We start from the raw sequence: 24,163 nt of genomic DNA, 5'->3' as shown, positions 1-24,163 counted from the left end.
GACCCGCGTCCGCGTGGCACATCACTGCTGGTGCTCGAGCTGCTGGAACAGGTCCCCCAGCTCTGGACGGGGCCGGAGGGCCTCGCAGTAGGTCGCAGCCCGCGTGAGCAGCCGCTGCTCATGCTCCTCCACCGTGCGGCCGCTCTCCATCAGCGCGGTCTCCGAGGCGGCCTTGCTGGCCGCCAGCGTGCCCTCCGTGTTCTCCAGCACCTCGCGCATGCTCTTCACTTGGAACTCCAGGTCGCTCACCTCGCGACGCTTGCCCTCCAGCCAGGCGCGGGCCTTCTCCGACGCACCCTTGGCCAGCTCCCAGCGGTCCAGGTCGTCCGCCAGCTCGCGTAGCAGGCGACGGATCTCCCCGGAGGGCTCCTTCGGGGGGCGCAGCCCTCCCGCGCTGGCCAGCCGCTCGTAGGCGTCCTTGGCGCCCGCCTCTGCCTGGGACTCGGCCGTGAAGTAGGGGGTGACGTCGGCCTCGGCGCTGCGGGCCGCCGTGCGGGCGCTCGAGAGGTCCTCGGCCAACACGTGCATGGCGTGACCGAGACGCGCGCGGGTCTCGCGCGCCTCGTGATCCAGGGCCTCCAGCTTGCGCTGCTCGCCCAGGCCCTGCGTGCGCAGCTGCTGGATGGCGCGCAGCATCTCGCGGATCTCCTCCAGCTGGGCGCGCAGCGCGGGGGGCGCGTCACCGCCGGGGAAGGCCCGCGACAGCATCTGGTCGAAGATGGCCGTGCGCCGGGCCCAGCGCTCGAGCGTGGTCGGGGGCAGCGTGGGCGCCACGTGCTGACGCGCCGAGGTAGGGGCTGGGGCCGGCGCGGCGACGTCGTCTTTCGGGGCCAGCTCGCGCAGCGTGCGGATCACCTCGTGGGCGTCCACGGGGCGCTGGTCGGGGCGCTTCTCGAGCAGCCCCAGGATCAGCTCCTCGAGCCGCCGTGGGCAGGCCGGGGCCAGGCTGCTGGGCTTCGGTGGGGCTTCCTGTAGGTGCTTGATGAAGTAGCCCGTGATCTCTTCGGACTGGAAGGGCGGGCGCCCCGTGATCATCTCGAACAGGATGCAGCCGAGCGCGTACAGGTCGGCCGAGGCGCCCGCGTCGATGTTGGTCAGGCGCTCGGGGGCCATGTACTGGGGCGTGCCGAAGATCTCGCCCGCGTTGGTCAGGCGCGAGTCCCCGAGCGAGCGGCCGATGCCGAAGTCCAGCAGCTTCGCCGTGCCGCGCATGCCCGCGGGGCCGTCCACGATGAAGATGTTGTCCGGCTTCAGGTCGCGGTGCAGCACGTCGAAGTCGTGGGCGCGCGCGAGGCCGGTGCTCATCTGCAGGCCGTAGGCGCACACGTCTGCGGGGTTCATCGGCCCCGCCGCGATGATGTCCGAGAGGGGCCGGCCGCGCAGCAGCTCCATCACCATGAAGAGCGCGCCGTCTTCCGTCTCGCCGTGGTCGTACACCTCGATGATGTTCGGGTGCGCGAGGGCGGCGGCGTTCTTGGCCTCACGGCGGAAGCGCTCGGCCAGCTGCTCGCTGCCGCGCAGCTGCTGGGCCATGATCTTCACGGCCACGGGGCGGTCCACCAGGGTGTGGCGCGCGCGATAGACGGTCGCCATGCCGCCCTCGCCGATCAGGTCCTCGATCAAGTAGCGCCCCGCGAGGGTCTGCCCCAGCCACGGATCCGCGGCTTGATCGAGGGTCGCGTTGTCGACGAAACACCGCTCTTGGTCGTTCGGGTACTTGAGGCCGCACCGCGGGCAGACGCGCATGGACAGGTTCCTTGGGGCTCGTTCGGCGTGCAGCGTACCAGGCTCGATGCCGTATCGCTCGCTCGTCTACGCAGACCGTGACGAAGGGGTCAGCACGACGCAGGGGCCCCCCGAGGTCGCGCCTCCGGCGCTGGCCTCCCCGCGCGAATGGCGGTAGAGCCCGCACATGCTCTCCATTGATCTGCGCGGAAAGCGCGCGTTCGTCGCCGGGGTCGCCGACGACGGTGGGTTCGGGTTCGCCATCGCCAAGGCGCTGGCCGAGGCAGGCGCGAGCGTGTGTGTGGGCACCTGGCCGCCGGCCATGGGCATCTTCGAGAACATGCTGCGGCGAGGGAAGCTGGACGAGTCCATGACGCTGGCCTCGGGCGAGAAGATGACGTTCGAGCGCGTCTACCCGCTGGACGCCGAGTACGACACGCTCGCCAGCGCCCCCGAGGACGTGCGCGAGAGCAAGCGCTACCGCGAGCGCGGCGACTTCAGCATCGAGGGCGTCAAGAACGCGCTCCTCGCCGACTTCGGCGAGGGCTGCCTCGACATCGTGGTGCACAGCCTGGCCAATGGCCCCGAGGTGAAGAACCCGCTGCTCGAGACCAGCCGGCACGGCTACCTCGCGGCCATCGGCGCGTCGGCCTACAGCTTCACGGCGCTGGTGCAGCAGCTGGGGCCGCTCGTGCGCCCGGGCGGCAGCTTCGTCGGGCTGACCTACCTCGCGGCCGAGCGCGTGGTGCCCGGCTACGGCGGCGGCATGTCCACGGCCAAGGCGGCGCTCGAGAGCGACACGCGCGTCCTGGCGTTCGAGGCGGGCCGCAAGTGGGGCCACCGCGTGAACGTCATCAGCGCCGGGCCCTACGCGTCGCGCGCGGCCTCGGCCATCGGCTTCATCGGCCGCATGATCGCGTACTACGCGGCCAACTCGCCCCTGCCCGAGGCGCTGACCGCCACCGAGGTGGGCCACACGGCGGCCTTCCTGTGCAGCCCCCTGGCCAGCGGGATCACGGGCGAGACCCTGCACGTGGACAAGGGCTACAGCGCCATGGCCGTGCCGGCCGACGTGCAGGGCATCCTGGACGCGCTGGCGAAGGAGTGAGGACGAGGCGCAAGGCGGGATCTGTCCCCGAATAGGGCGTCGGACTGAAAGAGGCTGTCTCAGAACGGCAGTCTGTCCCGGATTAGGGGCACCCCGGACTGAAGTCCGGGGCAGCGATCTCAGGTGATCGCGCGCTCGAAGTCCGCCCCCTTCGGAGGCGGACTGCGCCTCGTGAGCTGGGGACGGGCGGTCGGCGGGACGTGCGCTCTCGGGTCGCTGGTCGTCCCCATCGTGGTAAACCCTTCCCCAGCTGGAACGCTGCCCCCAAGACCGGTGACGGACGCGAAGGAGCCCTGAGATGACACGAGCCCTACGACACGTGGATGAGACCCCTCGCCGCCGGTCTGTGACGACGTTCGCGGTGCTCGCTGCGCTGGTGCTCGGCCCTGCCCCCATGGCGCGCGCGTTCGTGCCGGATCCGATGGAGGAGCCCGAGTCCGAGACGGACCCGGGCACCGACACCGACAGCGATCAGGCTCCTCCGGACGACTCGGCCGCCGCACCTCGTTCGACCGGCGGTCGCGCGGACAGGTCGTCCCAGGGCCCCGCGGCGGACCCCGCTGACGAAGACCCGATGATGGCTGACGCGCCCGTCGCGTTTCCGCTCGCGCACATCCAGCGCCCGCTGAACATGCCGCGCTTTTACGCGCGAGCTGGCGGCACGCTGCGCGTGTACCACTTCGACGACGCCACGCGCGCGCTGACCAACCAGGACACGTCGCTGTCGCTGTCCATCGGCGGGAGCTTTGCCGTGACGGACTGGCTGGAGCTCGGGGTGCTGGACGAGCGTCTGGGCATGTACCACCCGGTCATCGCCGGCGGAGTGCTGCCGCAAGGGCTCGTGCCGCTCGCGCTCACCCCGGACCCGGAGTTCGGGGACATCCCCGTTCACGCGCGTGTGCGGCTGGTGGCGGACCCCTCGTTCGACGTGTCCGTGGACGTGGGGGTGGTGATCCCGGTCAACGGTGACCTCGCGCTGTTCGGCGCCACGGTGGTGCGGGCCCGGGTGACGGAGCGCTTCGCGTTCGACAGCGGGCTCGAGGTGGCGCTGCGCTTCGACCGTGACGACAAGGACCCGCACTTGGACCTGTTCCTGCCGTTCTCGGCGCTCATCCAGCTGCACCCCTCGGTGTACCTGGCGGCGCGTACGGGCGTGCGCTGGATCGACTTCGACAACCTCGCGTTCCCGCTGGGCTTCGAGTTCGGCTACACCGTGGCCAGCGGCGACCAGCCGCTGATGGACATTACGCTGGGCTTCGGCTTCCCGGCGCTGGTGACGCCCAACAACAGCGACAAAGCCCTGCAGGACGTGTGGCAGGTGACCCTGGCCGGGCACGCCTACTTCTCGCTCTGAGCGTCACCGCACGCGGGTCGCGATGCAGGCGACCGAGCTGATAAGGTGCGCCGCATGCAGGTCCACCTCATCGACGGAACGTACGAGCTCTTCCGCGCGCACTTCGGGGCGCCCTCGCGCAGCGCGCCCAACGGGCAGGAGGTGGGCGCCACTGTGGGGCTGCTGCGTTCGTTCGCGGCGCTGCTGCGCGAGCCGGGCACCACGCACGTCGCGTGCGCGTTCGACACGGTGATCGAGTCGTTCCGCAACGAGCTCTTCGCGGGCTACAAGACGGGCGAGGGCATGGAGCCCGCGCTGCTGGCCCAGTTTCCGCTGGCCGAGCGGGCGAGCGCGGCGCTGGGCATCGTCACCTGGCCCATGCGCGAGGTGGAGGCGGACGACGCCCTCGCGACGGGCGCAGCGCGCTTGCGTGACGACGAGCGCGTGACGCGCGTGCTGCTGTGCTCGCCAGACAAGGACCTGGCGCAGTGCGTGCGCGGCGAGCGGGTGGTGGGCTTCGACCGCCGCAAGCAGGAGACCCTCGACGAGACCGGGGTGCTGGCCAAGTTCGGGGTCTCGCCGGGCTCCATCCCGGACTACCTGGCGTTGGTGGGTGACAGCGCCGACGGCATCCCCGGCATCCCCCGCTGGGGGGCCAAGGCGGCGGCCGCGCTGCTGGCGCGCTACGAGCGGCTCGACGCCATCCCCGAGGACCCTGCCAGCTGGGACATCAAGGTGCGCGGCGCCGCGGGCCTGGCGGAGAACCTGAACCCCCGCCGCGACGACGCGCGCTTGTACCGGACGCTCGCCACGCTGCGTGAGGACGCGGAGCTGACCCCGCCCGCCACGCTGGAGGCCCTGGCCTGGCGCGGGCCGGACCAGCCGGCGCTGGTGGCGCTGTGCGCCGAGCTGGGCGTGAGCGTGCCGGCGCTGCCGTAGCCCGGCGGTCGACAAGGGTGGGCCGCGCTCAGCTCTTCGGGACGCGCACGCTGACGCGGACCTCGGGCTTGACCTTGAGGGCGCCGCCGAGGGCCTTGTAGGGCTTGATGCCGAAGTCGGGCTGCTGCAGGGTCACGTCGGTCACCCAGTTGGCGCCCTCTTCGCGGATGGTGGCGCTCACGCTGCGGGTCTGCCCGTTGAGCGTGAGGTTGCCGCTGACCGTGCGCGTGCTGCCCTGCTCGCGCACGCTGCTGGACTCGAAGGTGATGGTGGGGTGGCGGCGGCTGTTCAGCACGTCGTCCGAGATGTTGGCCAGGATCTTCTTCTTGTCGCCGTCGCTGAGGGTGCCGTAGTCGTCGCGCCCGTCCTTCATGGCGGTCAGCACGCTGATGCGGTTGGCCTGGAAGGTGGCCTTCACGGAGCTGAGGTCGTCGGCCACGTCGATGCTGAAGTCGTCGACGCGCATCTTGAGGTCGTGGGCGACCTTGGCGAGCAACCCGTCCTTGAACGAGAAGAGCAGGACTTCGGCGGAGCTGGCGTCGTACTTCGGCATGGCGCGCAGACTAGAGCACGGATCAGAGGCGCCGCAAGGGCTTGGCGCCGCGGGCAGGGGGGTGTTTCAGCCAGCGCCCCGGGGTGCCGGGCGTCGTACTACGAGAGCCCCGGCAGGCAGGCGCGCAGCAGGGCCGCGCCTACGTCGTGCTGGCGCCCCTCCGAGAAGGTGTGGTGCAGCCACTCGGGACGGGCGTTGAGCTCCAGCACGACGCCTGCGTCGGGTGGGTCCTCGGCGCTCCTGACGCGTGCGTCCACCGCGAACACGGCGATGCCCACGTGCTTGGCAATGCGCGCCACGTTCGTGCGCCAGCCCGGATGCAGGGTGTCCGTGACGTCGATGGCGCGCGCCCCCTGCGCCATGTTGGCGACCTGGCGCAGGGGCACGTGCAGGCCCGCGCCGGGCACGCTCGTGAGCGTGAGCCCCTGCGCCTGCAGCAGGGCGCGGACCTCGTCGTCCACCGTGAGCTGGTTGCGCGGGTTCAGGGCGCGCACCTCTGCGTCGCGCGCGGCGAGGAGCTGCGCCACGGTCTGCACACCGTCCCCCTCCACGGCGGCAGGCACACGCATGCAGGCGGCGAACAGCTGCCCCGCGATGGCCTGGAGGCGGAGGTCGTGCCCGCCGTGCTGCGACTCCGCCACCCACTCCCTACGTGTGGGGCTGTGGCGCTGCGCGTGGGTGAGGACCGCGGCTGCGCTCGTGAGGTCCAGGGCCACGCCCTCACCGTGCGTGCCGTCCACGGGCTTGCAAACGAGTGGGGCACGTTCGGCCAGCAGTGCGGCCATGCGCGGCTCGACGTCGGTGTCGTCCGACCAGAAGGGGAGCCCGGCTGGCGTGCGCACATCGATGGCATCGAGAGCGTCCTTGCAGCGCTGCTTGTGGTCGCACAGGGCCTCGGCCGCGCGCGTGAGCGAAGGGAACACGCGCCCCTTGCGCACGCGCACCTCGTGCTCGCCCCACGCATAGGCCACCGTGTCGGGCGCCCCCGCGACCACGCAGTGGGTCACCCCCAGCCGGGCGGCGGCGCGCATGAGCTCGTGCTGATGCGGGTCGTGCTGGGTCGTGCTGGGTTCGTTGGTGGGGTGGTCTCGGCCGTGGTCGACCTGCTCGCCGTGCGCGCTACTCACAGCGCACCAGGCGAAAGCCCGCGTGCTGGTAGAAGTGTCGCCGGAACCACAGCCGGTAGTGCACGCTCGCGCCAGTTCCGGTGGTGGCCCACGCGCCCCCGCGCAGCATGGCGTGCTCCGCGTCGAAGTAGGGCACCGAGAAGTCGTCGTAGAGCGGGTGCGTGCGGAAACCGGGGAGCGGGTGGAAGTCGTCGCTCAGCCACTGCCACACGTTGCCACGCACGTCGTGCAGCGCCCGCCCGCGGTCGCGGCAGGTGGCGCCCACGGGGCGCGGCGAGCCCAGTTCGAAGTGCAGGTGGAAGTGCGCGCCCTCTTCGTCGTCCCGCGCACCCTCCGTGACGTCCAGCATGCGGCACCACTCGGCCTCGGTGGGCAGCCGCACCCCGTCGCGCCAGCGGCAGTAGGCGTCCGCTTCGATGGCGTTGACCTCGGCGGGCCAGCTCAGCGGGAGCGGCAGCTCGTCGAACATGGCGCGGTAGCGCGGCGGCCGCGTGCCCTCGCGCAGCCAGAAGCGCGGGCCCTCGACGCCGTGCGCGCTGCGCCAGGCCCAGCCGGCGGGGCTCCACAGTCGCTCGTCGCGGTAGCCCCCGGCGTCGACGAACGCGAGGAACTGGGCGTTCGTGACCAGGTCCGCCCCGACGTCGAACGCCGGGACCTCGCGCGTGTCGTGACCGTACTCGTTGTCCCAACCGAACAGCCGTCCCCCGCGGGGACGCCCCACCGCCGTGTCCCCCGCGGGCACGTGCACGAAGCGCTCGGCCGGTACGGGGGCGTCGTCGGCGTAGCGCCAGCCACGCGGCCGCGTGAGGTGCTCGACGGGCGCTTGGCGCAGCAGCATCGACGAGGTCTCGAAGTGGATGCGCGCGTGCTCGATGCCCATCAGCACGGCCCACTCGGGGCGCTCCTCCGTGATGGGCGCCTCCCACGGGAGAGCCTCGATGGCGGCCAGGACCTGCTCGCGCGCGGCCCGTCGGTAGGCCCACACGGAATCCACCGATGGCCACGCGCTCTGGCCGTCCAGCTCGTCCGCCGACTCGGGGTCCACACCGCGCGCGAAGAGCGCGTCCAGGTGCGCATCGAGCCCGTGCGAGGCGAGCCCGGCGAGCCGCAGCTTGTTCACGTAGAACGCGGCGGTGTGCCCCAGGTAGAAGACCAGCGGCTGACGCAGCGGGTCGGGCTGCGTGAAGAACGCGCGCTCGTGCGTGATGGTGCGGAACAGCAGCTCGTTGAGCGACCAGCTGGCCTCGAAGTAGGCGCGGGCCGAGTCGCGGCACACGTGCCGGAGGTCGGGCGGGAGGGGCTCTCGACGGCGTTGCATGGGGCCGCGTTGCGCGTGGGCTCGGACCTCGTCCGCGATGATGTCTTCCATGGACCTCCTCGTAGGCGCATGCGCCCCCGGCGTTAGCTCGGGTTGCGAGCCTACAGGGTTTCATACGCGCGGGGGTGACCGTACGCTCCTCCGATGAGACAACTTGGTGTCTGCGTGCCCGTGCGCCCCGAGGCCGGTGACCCCGCGTTCGCCCGCCCGGAGCGCTGGGGCTGCCTGCGCGCGCCGCTGCACACGCCGCTCGTGGCGCGGCTCGCGGTCGTGCCGGACGTGCGCGTGGTGCCCCTCGACTTTCGTGACGGGTACGTGCGCGACGGCGTGCTGTGGGTGGGCGATGCGCCCGTCGAAGGGCTCGACGGGTTCTTCTGGTACTGCGAGGTCGACCGCGCGCCGGGCGCCTACGAGCTGGAGCTGCTGAAGACGCTCGCGGCGCGCACGCCCGTGGTGCCGGACCCCTTCCGCTGGGAGCTGGCGCTCGACAAGTTCCAGGCGCACCAGCTGCTGCAGCGGGCGGGCCTGCGTGTGCCCGAGCACGTGCTCTTCGACGCGGCGCACATCGACGCGCTGCACCCGGTCATGGACGCATGGGGCGCGGCGTTGCTCAAGCCGCGCCGTGGCGCGTGGGGGCAGGGGGTGCACCTGGTCGAGTCGTTCGCCGCGCTGCGCGACCTCGTGGGCTACGTGACCTCCGTAGCGGGGCGTGCGCCCGACCGGGGCTTCCTGCTGGAGCGCTATTACGACAACGACATGACCCGCTGGGCCAGCGTGACCGTGCTGGGTGGCGAGGTGGTGTGCGCCTACCGCAAGCGCCCCGAGAAGGTGACCGCCATGGCCCCGGGGCGCTTCAAGGTCTTCGACGCGGGAGCCCAAGGTGGCGCGGTGGAGCCCGCCGAGATCGACGACGCGCAGCGGGAGCTCGCCGTGGACGCGGCGCAGGTGCTCGGCTGCGCCATCATCGGGTTCGACATGATCGCGACGGAGGACGGACCGATGATCGTCGACGAGAACACCTCACCCGGGAACTACCCCGAGGTGTACGCGGCGTTCGGTTGTGATCCTGTGGAGGCGTTCACGGCGGTCGCGCTGAGCGCCCTGCCCACGTCGCCCGTCGTCGCGGATCGATGAAGCCTTTCGCGTGCGATTGGCCAAGTACCTGCGTGGCATTCGCGACGACGTCTGGCGTTAGACTGGTCACACCTTGGTCGATCTCGCCGCCATCTACAGCCGGCACGCGCAGCGCTGGCACGAGCTGCGTCGCGGCTCGCGGGTCGAACGGAGCATTCCCGAGCGCGTGGCCGAGCTCGTGCCTGCGCCCACGTGCGTACTGGACGTCGGCTGCGGTAGCGGGGAGCCCATCGCGCGCTTCTTCGTCGAGCGTGGCGATACGGTGACAGGCGTGGACCTCGCGCTCCCGATGTTGGACGTTGCGCGTGAGCATCTCCCGACGCTGACGCTGCACCACGCGGACATGCGCGGCCTCGCCCTCGGTCAGCGCTTTGGTGTGGTGATCGCCTGGGACAGCTTCTTTCACCTCGGGTGCGCGGACCAGCGCCGCATGTTCGCGACGTTTCGCGAGCACACGGCCCCCCATGGCGTGCTCTTGTTCACCAGTGGTCTCCGCGAAGGGGAGGGCCCGAGCGGCGACATGTTCGGCGACCAGCTGTTCCACGGCAGCCTCGACACGGCCGAGTACCGAGCGTGGCTCGAGCGGCACGGCTACGAAATCCTGCTGCACAGCCTCGAGGACCCACGCCTCGACCGCACGGTGTGGCTGGCGCGCTTGGCGCGGTGAACCGCTACGGCCGCTCGCCGAACCAATACTCGTCGGGATCGCTCATGGTGAGGGTGTACTCGCGGCGCTCGTAGCTCAGCGTGTCGTCCGCCCCGAGGGAAGCAGCGCTCACAGGCGCGGTCCCCGAGCTCGTCAGCTCCACCGTCTGCCCCACGACGCGGTACGTAAAGCTCCGGATCGTGTCCGCAACCTGCAGCTGCACGGCGCACCCCTCGAACAGGAGTCTAGGAGCACTGCATGCGCCGTAGCTGTTGTCGGTGCCCGGAGGGCAGTTGGGGTTCGGCCCGAGCCAGACCGTCCAATCGAGCGCACACTCATCGGCTTCACAGCCTGCCAAAGGGAGCAGCGCGCAAAGCGTGAAGGTGAGAACGCAAGCGGCATGCACGCAGCGAAAGCGGAGAGACGGGAGGCTCGACGGGCGCATGGGGTTCCTTGACGTGTGGCTCGTTTTCGCACATGACTGGCTGGCACACGCGACATACGCACAGGGCGTGCCAGCGTCGATGACTCGCGTGGCTACATCCCGCCCCCTTCGCAGCCTACGCCTCGACCACCACCGGCACGCCAACTTCCTGCGCCACCGGCGTCCAGATGTCGGTCTCCACCCCCGGCGTCTCGATGGAAACGACCAACGAGTATCGCACGCCCTTGTCGCTGCGGTCGCGCTTCGGCTGATCCTTCCACCAGCCGCTGACCGGGTAGACGGCGACCACGCCGCGTTCGGCAAGGTCGGCCGCACTGCAAGAGAGGAAGTCGGCGTGGAGCGAGCCTCGGTTGCGAGCCTGCTCGCCGAGGTACCATTCCGACGCGTCGCCGGCCGCAGCTGGCTTGGCCTCGTCCTCGTCGAGCGCCTTCATATTGAGGCGCTTGCGGAATGCTTCGATGGACTCCGTCGGCCCCTTCACCTCGAAGCGTAGGCCGTGCGATGCATAGCGGTGGCGTCTCTTCCAGCCGCGCCTGCCAGGGTTCGGCTCGATGAAGTATGAGAGCGTCACGCGCAGGCGGACAGGCGTAGCGCCAAGTTCGGCGAGCACATCGCGAGGCCAGGGAAGGTCGAAGAAGTGAAGCTCGCGCATCTTGCCTTTGGCGAAAGGCCGGATCCGGCGCTGCAAGACGAGGGTAAGCGCGTCGTTTGCGCTGCGTAGGGCACGCTCAGGGCTCGGCATGCCGAAGCCGTATCGCTGGACGAGCTTCGCGCGGGCGCGCTTGCCGCTCGCGCCTCTCAGGTGGGTCTGCATCTGTGCCGACCACTCCGCCGAGTGCACTACCAGAGCGCGCAGCGTCTCGGGCCAGAATCTCGGGTAATCCGCCGAGACTAGGGCCACCAGCCGTGCCGCTTGTGCAGTCGCGGCACTCGTCGCCTCGGTGAGGGCGAACGACCGTTCCGCGGGTTTGAAATGGGTCGACAGCAACGAGAGATCGGGGCACGGAAAGCTCACCTCGTCCTTCCCGTTCTTCACGACGTTGCCACCTTCAAAGACGACGTCCGGCTTGATGGGCCACGCGTCAGCGAACGTCACGCCAGTCGTGCTCCATGGTGACAGCTCGCCGCGCCGCGCGACGGGTCGCCAGTCTGTCCACAGCGGGTCGTTGATGATGACCTTCTCGGTCACAGCTCCAACGGTGAGGGCGTTCCACGCTTGTCCAGGGTCGTGAACGGGATCTGTGTCGCTTCGCTCGAGATGGTCCACCACGAGCGCGCTCGCGTCCACGTTGCCTGCGCAGAGCACGAACAACCGCTGCGCGGCGTCGTCGCCCTCGTCGAGATACTCGAGCCCCTGCGTGCGCGGGACGAACGATCGCCCAGCCGCCAATGCGTCGACCGCCGCAGACCAGGATGTAGGTTGGCCTCGGTCCCGCTCATCGGTTGCGGAGATGGACATGGAGAACGTACGACGACGCTCAGGGGCATGGATCTCTGCGCGGCTTGCCGCCTCGGCCGTGACGGCACCATACAGGTCGGGCGCGTTCGCGGGGTGTCCATCGGGAGGTAGGATCTTTACGGACTCGAGTCGGTGCCGCAGCAGGATGTCCCCCGTGCTCTCGAGGACTGGGGTAAGGTCGCCATACAGGGCAAGGCCGGCCATCTCGGTGCCGTGCCCGGAGTGGTCATGCGTGCCCCAGTCTCGGTCGCACGCATGGCAATCATCGGTATCGAGCGACGCATCGAGTAGCGGGTGCCCGCGGGTAACCCCGGTGTCGAGCACGCAGACCGCTGGCGCTTCCACCCCCGGGGGCATCACGCGACTTCGCAGATCCCTCGCCCACTCGCCTTGGTCCTGGGGCCCCATGTCGGCGAACACTGCGGCGGTCTCCTTCGCCTTTCGAACCTCGGCGAGGTCATTTAGCACATCCACTGACGACGCGAGTTGGGCAGGCGTGCCGCGCACCAATGTTACGATGCGGTCGTCGAACATGAGTCGACGAGGTGCGACGTCGACCTCCTTCGCGGCCGCAAACTCCATCAGGCGCTCGAGCTCGTTGCCGTCTTGGCGGCGAAGCCAAACTTCCCACCAAATCGCCTCGTGTTCGATGGGGTAGGCCTCGCTCGCGTCGGTCCACAGTCCGCGTAGGGTGGCCAGGCGTAGTGTCGCGACCCTATCCAGCATGTCTTCGTAGCGGAGTTCGCCTTTCCTCCTAGGTGTCGTCTTCGCATAGCTCTCGAATCGAGTGAGGAAGTGCTTCACCTTCCCGTCGGGGACGAACACCGTCGCGCGTTCGATGCGACGTGGCTCGGGTTCGTCCGTGCGTGAGTGGCTGACGGCAACGACCTCGATGCCCTGGCGCGAGTCTTCGAGTGAGGTCACTAGGAGTGGCACACCGGGCTGCCCTTCGAACTCCACATAGACCCCGGGCGCTGCTCCGTGGATCTCGATGCCAGCGTCGACTCGGCGCTCGCTTGCCTCGACGACGACAGCCTTGAGCCTGCGTTCGAGCTCCCTTCCGTGCTTCGGTCGGCTCGTCGGGGGTGGGGGCTTCGGGAAGTTGATCCTTCGTCCGTGTGGCGTGTACGCCTCTACCGTGGTCCCCGTGGTGACGAGAATGTGCCTACGATTGCGAGGTGCGGCCACGTCAGTCCCTCCGGTGCTGGCTATGGGTGCGTACTGCGCCGTTCCTTGAGTGCAGTCACGAGTTGAAAGTCTCGCACTGACGTCGTGTGGTCGAGTATGGCGTTCTTCGCGGCCTGCTCGCAAGCCATCGCGATCTCGGCGTGGCTGAGCCCATCCGCCGCCTTCGCCGCGGCGTCCCACGAAATATCGGTAGTGTCCAAGAGCGCCAGCCGACCCCGCATCACGCGGGTCGCGATCTCTCGCGTCGGCAACGAGTACTCGAGGACGGCATCGAAACGTCGGAAGAGGGCACGATCGAGCGAACCCACGTGGTTCGTCGCACCTAGGACGATACTGTCCGAGTCGTCCTGCTCAAGGAACTGCAGAAAGGAGTTGAGCACGCGACGGATCTCGCCCACGTCGTTTCTCGAGCTGCGCTCGCCGCCCAGCGCGTCGAACTCGTCAAACAGGTACACACCCCGGGTTGCCTGGATCGCGTCGAAAACCAATCGGAGCTTGGCCGCGGTCTCGCCCATGTACTTGGTGATCAGCCCATCAAGCTGAATGCTGAACAAGGGCAGCCCGAGTTCGCCCGCGATCGCCGACGCGGTCATCGTCTTGCCGGTTCCTGGCGGACCGACGAGCAGGAGCTTTCGCATCGGCGCGAATCCATGCTCGCGAAGTCGGTCGCGCTGACGCTGCTCGGTGAGGACACGATCGAGGCGCATTTGGAGCGCCTCGGGAAGTGCCATGTCGACCACGCGTGTGTTCGGGTAGCCCACAGTCAGCAGGCCTGAGAGTTCACCTCGGGGTTGGACCAGCGGGACCGGCCTGGGCCCGTGGTCACGCTCGGCGGTGTTGGCACGCGCCTTCGCCTGATCGACCAGCTCACGCAGCTCTTGCGCGAACTTTCCGTGGCCGCTCCTCGCTGCCCGTGCTGCGACCTGGATGGCGACCGCGTAGAAGCGTCTGTCGTCGCCATCGGCGTGGCTCCGAATGAGCGCTTTGACCTGATCCGCGGTTGCCATGATGTCCTCTGTTGTACCTTGCGCAATTGGCCAGGTTCCACCGAAACCCGCGATGCGTTGAGGATTCTGTCTCCGAAGTCAAGGACCCGTTTCACGGGTGGGTCTGCGCCTCTCGGTCACGGGGGCGTCGGGATGACGGCCCCGTTGGACGGAAGCGAGTGGCGTGGCGTGGCGCATGGGCTCCGGCAGCGAAGAGCCAAACAATGGTTTGGCACCATTGAGAACGCGCACCCCGTGCGCAACTGATCCCCATGTGGGTGCACGTCAGGAGTCGTCTCCTATTGGCCGCCCGCATGAAAGGAACAGGCCCGGATGCGTCCATGGAAACTGCTCTCGACTCCGCAAGGAGCCGCCCTCGTCGCGGTCGTCGCGGTGCTCACCTCCGCAGGCTGCGGGGACACGGGGGGTGGCCCGCCGCCGAGCCCTCCTGCGTCCGTCATGGCCTCGCTCGCGGTGGCGGGCGACACCATCGTGCTCTCGTGGTCCGATGGGAGCGACGACGAGCTCGAGTTCGTCGTGGCGCGTGCGTCCGTGGCCGACCCGGCTGACCGTCCGGCGGCAGACGCGCTCGAGATCATCGGGGCCGTTGGCGCGAACGTCACGACGTTTGAGGACCGCTTCCTGACCCGCGGCACGTACTACGTGTACGCGGTGGCCTCGCGGAACGCGGGCGCGCGCAGCGAGTTCGTCCTCCAGCTCGGCGACGGCGTCGGACAGAGCGGCGGGGTGAGCTGCGACGGGACGCCCACGGCGCTCGACACCGACGGCGACGGACTCGAGGACGCGGTCGAGGCGATGGGCTGGAACGTGATCGTGGACGAGGACGGTCAGGGCACGCGCTTCACGCGCGCGGTGACGAGCGACCCGACCTCGGGCGACACGGACGGCGACGGCCTGTGTGACCGCGACGAGCGCGCGTCGCGCACCGACCCGCGCCGCCCGGACACGGACGGCGACGGCCTCTCCGACGTCGAGGAGCTGGACCGCTGGGGCAGCTCGCCCATCAACGTCGACAGCGACGGGGACGCGCACGGCAACGGGCTGTTCTTCGACGGTGCAGAGCTGACGACGCTGGGGACCTCGCCCACGCTGGACGACACCGACGGCGACGGCCGCACCGACTTCGAAGAGGTGAACCAGAACGGGACGAACCCGCTGGTCGCCGACCTCCCGACGCCCGCGCTGCGCATCGTCGGCGGGATCGACCTCGACCTCGACGTGGAGCTCTCGACGGGGACGACCTCGACCATCAGCGGCGTCACGAGCTTCGAGCAGTCGAACACGACGACCCTCGCGGACACCTCCAGCACGGCGACGACGCAGACCATCGAGCTGGGCGCCTCCTTCATGGGCACCGCGTTCATCGAGCTGCCCTCGTCGGGCGGTGGCGAGGCGTCGGTCACCGGCTCGTACCGCGTCGGGCTCGTCAACGAGGCGGGGACCACCCTCTCGCGTGAATCCGTCGTCGCGGCCCAGCAGGCGTACGAGCGGCAGTCCGAGACGGCGCTCAGCGAGGACCAGACCATCGTCGGCGGGCGTGTGGGCGTCACCCTCGAGATCGAGAACGAGGGCACGCGCGTGTTCGAGATCGGAGGCGTCGTCGTCTCGGCCCTGCGCCGCGACCCGACCGACCCCGCGTCGTACACGGGCATCACCACGCTCACGCTGCCGCCCGAGGCGGACGGCGTGGTCCTCGGCGCCAACAGCACGGCCGGACCCTTCCGCGTGGAGGGCGAGCTCTCGGCGCGCGCGGCCCTCGACCTGCTCGCGAACCCGAGCGGCATGTTCTTCCGCATGGCGAGCTTCCAGCTCACCGACCGCTCGGGCGAGAACTTCGCGTTCTCGGTCGGCGAGGCCACCCAGGACCGCACGGCGCTCGTCACCATCGACTACGGTGGACTGCGCCCCCTCGAGCGCCATCACGTCGCGACCAACGTCGAGCGCACGGCGGACGGCACGCCGGCGGGCATCCGCATGGGCGACGCGCTCTCGCGCGTGCTCGGCATCCCCGCGGACACGGGGTTCGTGACCGAGGCCCGGGCGGACGGGGTGCGCGTGCTCACGGCCATGCGCGGGGTCGAGGCCGAGCGTGACGCGAACGACGCGCCCGTCGGCTACTGGGTCATCATCGCGACCACCAACGCCACTTCGGCGGAGCCCGTGTCCACGCGCTTGCTGGACCGCGCACGCAGCTTCGAGGACCTGGTGCTGATGCCGCGGGACCGCGTGTTCCTGACCTACGTGCGCGACGCGGACGGAGACGGCCTCTACGACCGCGAGGAGCGCCTGTACGGGACCTTCGACACCGTCACGGACAGCGACGGCGACGGCCTCGGCGACTACGAGGAGGTCCGCGAGGGCTGGGACGTGGAGGTGGAGCTCCCGCTCTACGCGGTGAACCCGCGCGTGTTCTCGAACCCCACGGTGGTCGACGCAGACGGCGACGGCCTCGACGACCCCGCCGAGAAGGCGGCGGGCACGGACCCGAACCGCGCCGACACGGACGGCGACGGGATCCGAGACGACCTCGACCCGTTCCCGACGCGTGGTGCGTCGGGGGAGTTCGTCGTCGCGCTGGGCACCCTGGGCGCGGACACCGTCCTCGACGCAGCCATCGGCGACACGCAGGTGTACGTGCAGGGCTACACGGACGGCGACATCGACACGGACGGCACGGCGGGCGGCATGTTCGTCGCGGCGTTCGACGCCGAGACCGGCGCGCTCCGCTGGGTCCAGCAGTTCGAGGGCGTGACCGACTACGGCACGGGCCTCTTCGCGCCAGCATCCGGAGGCGTCTGGATCGCGCTCAGCGCGTCGGACACGCAGCTGCCCGGCGTGGGCGCCCACGCGCAGTACGTGGTGCTGCTCGGCCCGGACGGCGGCGTCAGCCGCGTGGAGCGGGTGAACGACTACCACTTCCAGAACGCCCTGGCCGTCGACTCCATCCGCTTCGGGCGTGTCTTCGGTGGGCGCAACGGGAACCTGAGCGTGGTCTACGTCCGCATCGGCGACGGCAACGCCATCGTCATCAACTACCGCGCGGATGGCGCGCGGGTCGGGTCGAACTACGTCGGCGCGCAGTACCCGGAGGTACGCGGGGACAGCGTGGGTGCGAGGCTCGCCTTCCTGCACTACGACCCGTCGAGCAGCGCGTGCGCGCTCGCCACGCGCACCATCGGAACCGACGCGGACAACACGGCGCTACCGTGCGCTGGCGTAAGGGACGTGGCCATCGACAGCCGCGGCGCCTATCTGGTTGGCGGCGTGTTGAACGGGAGCGGCGCCATCCGGCGCATGAACATCGCCGCGACGGACCTGTGGACGGTGTCCTTCCCCAACAGCGACGGCTTCCCCGCGCAGGTCACGACGCTGTTCGTGGACCGCGTGGATCAGGTCTACGCGGCGCGCACACAGTCGGGACGCGCCGGCGCGCTCTCGGGGCACACCTCGTCCGGCCAGCCCCTCTTCGACGTGCCCGTCGGCAACGCCACCACCCGGGTCGTGGCCATCGACCGCGACAGCGTCGGCAACCTGTTCGTCGTCGCGACCTCCAACGGGGGCTTCCTCCCCGGTGCCGCGGGCATCGGCGGCACGGACGCCTTCATCCTCCGCAACCCCCAGCTGCTCTTCGCGCAGTGAGAACACCATGAACACCAAGACGCGATTCACTGCTGCCCTCCTCCCCATCACCCTCGCGCTCGCCTGCGGCGAGACGAGCACCAGCGCGCCCGACGCGCCTGCCGGTGTCGCTGCCAGCGCCCAGGCAGGACACATCGAGGTCCGCTGGGCGGACCAGAGCGACAACGAAGAAGGCTTCGTCGTGGGGCGCATGGAGCTCTCCATGGTCGACGCGATCCCGGACCTCGCGACCCTCGAAGAGCTCACGACCGTCACGGCCGACCAAGAGGTGTTCCGCGACGACGGCGTGGTCGAGGGGCGCTTCTACGCCTACGCCATCGCCGCCGAGAACGAGCACGGCCGAAGCGAGTTCGTGCTCCAGGGGGGCGCGGGCGTGGCGACGCTCTCCACCGACCCCAGCGCGGGCTGCGTGGTGGCCGTCATCACGGAGGACGACCCCGACGGCGACGGCCTCTCCACGGCCCTCGAGAACGAGGGCTGGCTCGTGCGCTTCGACGAGAGCGGCCAGGGCGACGTCACCGAGGTGCGCGTGATGAGCGACCCGACGAGCGGCGACAGCGACGGGGACGGCGTGTGTGACGCGCTCGAGCGGCAGCTGCGCACCAACCCCGTCAGCTCGGACACGGACGGCGACGGCCTGACCGACGCAGACGAGATCCGCGTCTGGGGCAGCTCGCCCACCAACGTGGACAGCGACGCCGACGCCGAGGGCAACAGCGCCTTCTTCGACGGCGCCGAGGTCGAGCGCTACGGCACCAGCCCCACGCTCGCCGACACGGACGGAGACGGGCGCTCTGACTTCGTGGAGATCAACCAGAACGCGACGAACGCGCTCCTCGCGGACGTGCCGCGGCCGCAGATCGAGATCTCGAGCGCCATCCAGGTCGACCTCCACGTGGAGCTCAGCAACGGCACCGTGAACACGGCGGCCATCACCAGCTCGCTGACCGAGAGCACGGAGGCGACCACGGGCTACACGCTCGAGACGTCCACGTCGAGCGCGCTCGACCTCTACACGGAGGCCACCGTGGGTGTCTCCCTGGGGACCACCAACGGCGCGAAGTACTCCACGACGTCCAGTGTCACGGGCACGTTCGTGGACGAGATGGGCCTCACGTTCGACACGGCGTCCACCGAGAGCAGCCGCGACGCCTACTCGCAGGCTGTCGCGAGCGCCTCGACGCGCGGCCAGACGATCCGCGGCGGCACGCTGTCGACGACGGTGTCCATCCACAACGGCGGCACCCGCGCCTTTGGCCTGGACGACCTCGTGCTCACGGCCGTGGCGCCCGACCGTGACAACCCGGGCGGGCTCGCGGCGGTGACCACGCTCCGGCTGCCGGCTGCGGCGAACGGGCTGGTGATCGGCGAGGGCGAGACACGGGGACCCTTCGTGGTCACCGGAGAGCTGCTCACGCGGGACGCGCTCGCGCTGCTGGCCAACCCCTCCGGGATGTTCGTCGTGCCCGCCAGCTACGACCTGGTGGACCGCACAGGCACGGACTTCGCGTTCTCCGTGGGCGAGACGACGGCGGCGCGCACCGCGCTGATCGCCATCGACTACGGCGGTCGCCGCGCGCCCGAGAAGTTCCGCGTGGCCACCAACGTCGCGCGCGTCGCGGCGGGGCGGGTGGCCGGCGTGCGCCTCGGGGACGCGCTCAGCGAGATCCTCGGCTTCGACAGCTCCGACTACGAGGTCCAGGCGAACGCGGACGGTGTGCGGGTCCTGACGCGCATGCGCGACGTGTCGGCGTCGCCCTCGGGCGCGACCGCAGCCACCGTGTGGGTGATGTTCGCCACCGAGAACGCGACCACGGGCGCGTCCGTCGCGGAGCGCCTGCTCGACCCGGCGCTCGACTTCGAGGACATCCGCCTGATGCCGCGCGACGAGATCTACCTCACGCTCATCTCCGACGAAGACCAGGACGGCATCCCGGCCCGCGAGGAGATGCTGCATCGCACGAGCGACAACGACGAGGACAGCGACGGCGATGGACTCACCGACTGGGAAGAGATCCGCGAGGGCTGGCGCGTGCGCAGCAGCCTCGCCTACTACGCGGAGAGCCCCTTCGTGCATTCGGACCCCGCCACCGCGGACGGCGACGGCGATGGGCTGAACGACCTGGAGGAGCGGGCCGCCGGGACCGATCCACGGCGGGCAGACACCGACGGCGACGGACTCCCAGACGGGTCCGATCCGGAGCCGCTGGGCGGGCTCGTGCCGCCGCTGGTCACCCTCACTGGGTCGATCGCAGACGAGGTCCCCCTGGACCTCGGCACTGACGGCGCGGGCAACCTGATCGTGTTCGGGCAGGCCACGGGCGACGACCTCGACGGGGACAATCGCTTCTCGCTCACCACCAGGTCGCGCTTCCTCGCGAGCTACACGCCCGAGGGCGAGCGCAACTGGCTGCACGAGCTCGAGGATCCCCCAGGCGCATCCGCCATCGGAACCCCTGCGTCGGCGAGCTTGGTGGACATCCACGCGGACGGAACGACGTACTGGCTGCAGCGCGCGACCAGGAAGCTCCCAGGGGTGACCAACGACGGGCTCTACCTGTCCGTCGTCGATGCGGATGGCCAGTTCGTGAACGTGGGCGGCGTCGGGCTCGGCGACCGCACCAACATCACCGACTTCGCCTGCTCCTCCACCTCGTGCTGGCTCGCCGGCACGGTGGCCACCACGCCGCACCTCTGGGAGGTCTCGCACACGGGGGCGGTCCTCGACACGTACAGCGGAACGTTCAGCTTCTACACGGCGCGCTCGCAGGGTCGCATCGCCGTCGCAGATGGGCGCGACGTGGTCTTCGCATGGGGCAACTGCTCGCTCGCGACGGTCCCCTCGACGGACCCGATGCTCCCGGGCAACTACGGCGAGCTCTGCCCCGGCGACTTCGAGATGGCGGGTGACCTCGCGTGGGACTTCTCGTTGAGCGAGAGCGCGGAGCTGTGGGGCGCCGACACGTCCGGGCGGGTCGAGTTCCACAGTGGACCGCCCACCAGCGGGACCATGCAGTGGGCGAGGGTGGCCGGGGTGGAGTCGCCCGTTCGCACGGACTTCCGCGTGGACGGCGACACGACGATGGTCGTGGTGAACGGTGTCGCCAACAGCGAGAACGTCACGGAGGTGCGCGCGATCGCCGCGACGGGCGACGTCACCTTCCGCGTCGTCGTGCCGCGCCTCGAGAACGCGCAGGTGGTGTCGGACACGCCGAGCGGCTTCTATGTCGTCGGCGCCGTGTCGGGCGGCTACGAGGGGCGTCCGCTGATCGGCGCGCGTGACCTCGTCATCTTGAGGAACCCACAGCTCGCCTTCTGAGGCGAGTGGTGGGGTCACCGCTGACGTGCGCGCTTGAGCTCCTCCAGCGCGTCCAGCGTCTTCGGCCAGTCACCCTTGAGCAGGCGCGACAAGCTGCGGTCGGCCAGCAGCACGCCGTCGTTCTGGCAACGCGCGCAGTAGTTGGTTTCGTTGTCGGCGTAGCGGATGCGTTGCACCGGGTCGCTGCACACCGGGCACGGCTGCCCGTACTTGCCGTGCACGGCCATGTCGGGGCGAAAGGCGGTGACCTTCTCTGGGAAGCCTCCGTCCAGCTCCGCGATCATGCGGTCGCGGAACTCGGTCAGGACCGCGCGCGTGGCCGCGTACAGCCGAGCGAAGTCGTCGTCGCTCAGTCGCGTGGTCCAGCGTACGGGCGAGAGCTCGGCGCGGTGCAGGATCTCGTCGCTGTAGGCGTTGCCGATACCGCTCAGCACGCGCGGGTCGGTGAGGGCGCGCTTGATGGTGTGGTTCTCGGCCGTGAGCGCCGTGCGGAACGCCGCCGCGTCGACCTCGAGGGGCTCGATGCCGCCTGGGTCGTGCTCGGCCAGCGCGACCGCGCCCTGCACCATGTGGAGCTTCGCGCGCTTCCTCTTGCTGACCTCGGTGAGTGTCAGGAGCCCGGTGGGGAAGGTCATGCGCAGCAACGGTCCCGCGCGCGGCGAGAGGGGCTTGGGGGGCTTCCCCGTGGCGGCCTCGAAGCGGAAGCGTCCCGCGATCATCAAGTGCACCACGGCGTGCACGTCGTGCTCGAACGAGAACACGATGCGCTTGCCGAGGCGCGACACGGAGAGCAAGCGCGACCCGACGACGCTGGCGGGCGCGGGTGACACCGTGCGCAGCACGAAGGGGCTCAGCAGCTCGAAGCCCTCGAGCGGCTGACCCACGACGCGAGCGCGCAGCGCGTGGCAGTAGCTCTCGATGTCGGGCAGCTCGGGCATGGCGCGGGCGTCACTATCGCACACCGGCTCGCCTCTCCGCGGCGCGCGCGCGCGAGACAGGAGTTGTCAGGAGCGATCATCCCGACGGCGCTGCTGACATGACGCTGTCAGGAGCCCCCCCGCATACCTCTCCCCGTGGCCGCACAGGGCGGTCCGAACACGAGGAAGAGACAGATGAAGCACCCAGTGGTTTGGTTCGAAGTGATGGGCACCGAAGGCAAGAAGCTGCGCTCGTTCTACGGCGACCTGTTCGCGTGGACCTACGACGTGGACGGCACCATGGAGTACGGCATGGTGAACGCCCCGAAGAATGCGGGCATCTCGGGCGGTGTCGGCCAGGGGGACGCCCCGCGCGTCACGTTCTACGTCGAGACGCCGTGCATCGAGGAGTCGCTGGCGCGCGCTGGGGAGCTCGGCGGGAAGACGCTGATGCCGCGCACGGAGCTTCCGGGGGTCATCCTCGGGATGTTCGCGGACCCCGAGGGCAACGTGGTGGGCTTGGTCGAGGCGCAGGCCGCGGCCTAGAAGCCCGCTAGCGCTGCTCGTAGAACTGGCCGCTGAAGCTCCCAGCGATGCGCCCGCCGGACGTGGCGTCCACCTCGTCGAGGGTCAGCGTCCCGTTGGTGAGCACGCCGAGGGAGCGCAGCAGCGGGCCCGTCGGGCGGAAGGTGAGCTCGACCACCACGCCGAGCGCCGTGAGCCCCGAGAGCGGGATGACCGTCCCGCTCTCGAAGTCCTCGGGTGCGATCGGGAACGCCACGACCAGCACCTGCCCCGACACCCGCTGCCCCAGCACACGCACCGTGGGCGTGTTCATGAGCTGCGGGTCGAGCCCAGCCACCGCGTCGTACTGCTGTGGCAGGTTCACGGTGGGCGGGTCGCTGGTCCACGTCAGCGTCCCGCGCGTCTCCGTCAGCTGCGTGATGTCCAGCGTGTCGAAGGTGGTGTCGAAGGTCCCGCTGAGGACGGCTGCGGGGTACAGGCACACGGGCGCGCCCACCGAGCCTGCGGGCAACGCGGGGAGCCCGCGCGTCAGCTCCGCCTCGATGTCGGCGCGCGTGTTCGCGATGTAGCCGCGCACCACGTCCGCCGTGGTCGCGTCCACGTCGGTGCCCAACAGCGCGCTCACGCGGTCCACCTCTGCCAGCAGCGCGTCCTCGTTCCACGCGTCCTCGAGCAGCTCGGCCATGCGCGCCTCGTAGCGCCTCCGCACGCTGTCGACCTCGAACAGGCGCGCGCTCAGCCGTCCCGTCGTGAACACCGAGCGCAGCGGCCCGTTGATGGAGCCGAGCCCCTGCTCGAAGCGCAGTGGCGCGAACGTCGCGTCGGGTCCCCACGGCATGAAGTAGAGCTTGCCGTTGTCCGGGTCGCGATAGGCGAACCAGTTGTTGCGGTTGTTGCTGTACCCGTCCCAGGCGCCGATCAGCGCCTCGGCCGCCCAGAACGACAGGAACGCATCGATGTCCACCCGCGCGCTCACGCGCGAGAGCATGCGCCCCTCGTCGTCTTCGGCGAGCGCGTCAGCGAGCGCGGCCAAGAACTCGCGGTCGGGCTGCTCGTCGGTCTTGCTCTGGACGCCGCCCAAGAAGGGCTCGGAAAAGTCGCCGGTCTGTCCTTCGAACAGCGCGCCGTCCTCGTCGTCGAAGTACAGCCGCAGGAAGGGCTTGTTCATGCTGTCCACGTGCGTGTAGACACCCAGCGCCTCGCCGTTGACCGTGACGCGCGCGTAGTTGCAGCGCGGCGCCGGCACGCCCGCCGCGGCCATCACGCCGTAGCTCAGGCACTGCCGCAGGTGGCTCGGGTCCTGCCGGTCGTTGTTGAGGGTCATGCGCCGCAGCCCGTAGGGGCCGGAGTCCTCCGCGAAGCGCAGCCGCAGCGAGGGGCGCTCGTCGCTCAGCGAGCCGAAGAAGCCCTTCTTGCGGATCTCCACGCCCTCGAAGCGCATGCCGTCCACCGTGACGGTGGCCGTGAAGTAGTCGTAGGGGCTCTCGGGCGAGCACACGTCCGCCAGCGTGCGCCCCTGTGTGCGCAGCACGTCGAAGTCCGCCGCGGGCATCTCGACCTCGACGGTGAGCACGTGCGCCGGGTCGAACGCGACGTCCGTGCCGTCGGCGCGGCGCTCGAAGGTGCGACCCGAAGGCGAGCAGCCGCTCGACGAGGTCAGCGCCAGGGCGGTCAGCGCAAATGTGCCCAGCGCGGCGAGCGGCGCCGGGCGCCAACGGGCACGCGAGAGGGAAGACATGCTCGTATGGTGGCCAGCTCGGCGCGGGTTGTCACTCGTTCGT

Annotated in this window: 17 protein-coding genes; 8 read left to right on the top strand and 9 right to left on the bottom strand. The window is 70.0% G+C overall.

What is annotated here, in order from left to right; translation table 11 throughout:
- Positions 1–21: 21 nt before the first annotated feature.
- On the bottom strand, positions 22–1,746 hold the full coding sequence (locus H6726_18540; GenBank protein MCB9659652.1) for a protein kinase: 1,725 nt from the start codon (positions 1,744–1,746) through the stop codon (positions 22–24).
- Between the two features lie 166 nt (positions 1,747–1,912).
- On the opposite strand from H6726_18540, the gene H6726_18535 reads away from it, so the two are divergent.
- The 3 genes from H6726_18535 (at position 1,913) to H6726_18525 (ending at position 5,105) form a co-directional block, all read left to right on the top strand.
- Positions 1,913–2,833 carry an enoyl-[acyl-carrier-protein] reductase gene (locus H6726_18535; GenBank protein ID MCB9659651.1) on the top strand — a complete coding sequence of 307 codons (921 nt, stop codon included), beginning with the start codon at positions 1,913–1,915 and terminating at the stop codon, positions 2,831–2,833.
- A 298-nt stretch (positions 2,834–3,131) separates the two neighbouring features.
- A complete protein-coding gene (locus tag H6726_18530) occupies positions 3,132–4,187 on the top strand; it encodes a hypothetical protein (protein MCB9659650.1) in 1,056 nt (351 codons plus the stop codon).
- A gap of 54 nt (positions 4,188–4,241) precedes the next feature.
- Positions 4,242–5,105, top strand: coding sequence for a flap endonuclease (locus tag H6726_18525; protein ID MCB9659649.1), 864 nt, complete (start codon positions 4,242–4,244; stop codon positions 5,103–5,105).
- Positions 5,106–5,133: 28 nt separating this feature from the next.
- On the opposite strand, the gene H6726_18520 is transcribed toward H6726_18525, so the two are convergent.
- From H6726_18520 to ovoA, 3 genes are all read right to left on the bottom strand, one after another.
- Positions 5,134–5,658, bottom strand: coding sequence for a YceI family protein (locus H6726_18520; GenBank protein ID MCB9659648.1), 525 nt, complete (start codon positions 5,656–5,658; stop codon positions 5,134–5,136).
- A gap of 98 nt (positions 5,659–5,756) precedes the next feature.
- On the bottom strand, positions 5,757–6,785 hold the full coding sequence (locus tag H6726_18515; protein ID MCB9659647.1) for a hypothetical protein: 1,029 nt from the start codon (positions 6,783–6,785) through the stop codon (positions 5,757–5,759).
- On the bottom strand, positions 6,778–8,154 hold the full coding sequence (ovoA, locus tag H6726_18510; protein ID MCB9659646.1) for a 5-histidylcysteine sulfoxide synthase: 1,377 nt from the start codon (positions 8,152–8,154) through the stop codon (positions 6,778–6,780). Before ovoA ends, H6726_18515 begins: the two co-directional genes overlap by 8 nt.
- Positions 8,155–8,247: 93 nt before the next feature.
- Here ovoA and H6726_18505 point away from each other — a divergent pair, with 93 nt between their 5' ends.
- Together H6726_18505 and H6726_18500 are read left to right on the top strand one after the other, a co-directional pair.
- Positions 8,248–9,237, top strand: a complete 990-nt coding sequence (locus tag H6726_18505) for a hypothetical protein (protein MCB9659645.1) — start codon at positions 8,248–8,250, stop codon at positions 9,235–9,237.
- 73 nt (positions 9,238–9,310) lie between these two features.
- Positions 9,311–9,904, top strand: a complete 594-nt coding sequence (locus tag H6726_18500) for a class I SAM-dependent methyltransferase (GenBank protein ID MCB9659644.1) — start codon at positions 9,311–9,313, stop codon at positions 9,902–9,904.
- Between the two features lie 4 nt (positions 9,905–9,908).
- Here the strand turns inward: H6726_18500 and H6726_18495 are convergent, their stop codons facing one another.
- The 3 genes from H6726_18495 to H6726_18485 all read right to left on the bottom strand — a co-directional run bounded on the left by H6726_18495 (position 9,909) and on the right by H6726_18485 (position 13,982).
- Positions 9,909–10,328, bottom strand: coding sequence for a hypothetical protein (locus H6726_18495; protein MCB9659643.1), 420 nt, complete (start codon positions 10,326–10,328; stop codon positions 9,909–9,911).
- 115 nt (positions 10,329–10,443) lie between these two features.
- The gene (locus H6726_18490; GenBank protein MCB9659642.1) at positions 10,444–12,975 is read right to left on the bottom strand and encodes a S8 family peptidase; all 2,532 of its coding nucleotides are present in this window, start codon (positions 12,973–12,975) and stop codon (positions 10,444–10,446) included.
- A gap of 20 nt (positions 12,976–12,995) precedes the next feature.
- On the bottom strand, positions 12,996–13,982 hold the full coding sequence (locus H6726_18485; protein MCB9659641.1) for an ATP-binding protein: 987 nt from the start codon (positions 13,980–13,982) through the stop codon (positions 12,996–12,998).
- A 312-nt stretch (positions 13,983–14,294) separates the two neighbouring features.
- Between H6726_18485 and H6726_18480 the strand changes: the two genes are divergently transcribed.
- Positions 14,295–17,621, top strand: a complete 3,327-nt coding sequence (locus H6726_18480) for a hypothetical protein (protein MCB9659640.1) — start codon at positions 14,295–14,297, stop codon at positions 17,619–17,621.
- Positions 17,622–17,628: 7 nt separating this feature from the next.
- A complete protein-coding gene (locus H6726_18475; GenBank protein ID MCB9659639.1) occupies positions 17,629–20,940 on the top strand; it encodes a hypothetical protein in 3,312 nt (1,103 codons plus the stop codon).
- 14 nt (positions 20,941–20,954) lie between these two features.
- On the opposite strand, the gene H6726_18470 is transcribed toward H6726_18475, so the two are convergent.
- Positions 20,955–21,878 carry a formamidopyrimidine-DNA glycosylase gene (locus H6726_18470; protein ID MCB9659638.1) on the bottom strand — a complete coding sequence of 308 codons (924 nt, stop codon included), beginning with the start codon at positions 21,876–21,878 and terminating at the stop codon, positions 20,955–20,957.
- A 174-nt stretch (positions 21,879–22,052) separates the two neighbouring features.
- Here H6726_18470 and H6726_18465 point away from each other — a divergent pair, with 174 nt between their 5' ends.
- Positions 22,053–22,403 (top strand): glyoxalase, encoded by a 351-nt coding sequence (locus H6726_18465; GenBank protein ID MCB9659637.1) that lies wholly within the window; start codon positions 22,053–22,055, stop codon positions 22,401–22,403.
- Between the two features lie 7 nt (positions 22,404–22,410).
- Here H6726_18465 and H6726_18460 read toward each other — a convergent pair whose 3' ends face one another.
- Positions 22,411–24,120: a CotH kinase family protein gene (locus tag H6726_18460; protein MCB9659636.1), complete on the bottom strand. Its 1,710-nt coding sequence runs from the start codon at positions 24,118–24,120 to the stop codon at positions 22,411–22,413.
- Positions 24,121–24,163 lie beyond the last annotated feature (43 nt).

It is taken from the genome of Sandaracinaceae bacterium (genome assembly GCA_020633055.1).
Classification (GTDB): domain Bacteria; phylum Myxococcota_A; class Polyangia; order Polyangiales; family Houyiibacteriaceae; genus JADJJE01.
Note: the sequence above shows the minus strand (reverse complement) of the source record. Positions and strands in the feature narration are given on the sequence as shown.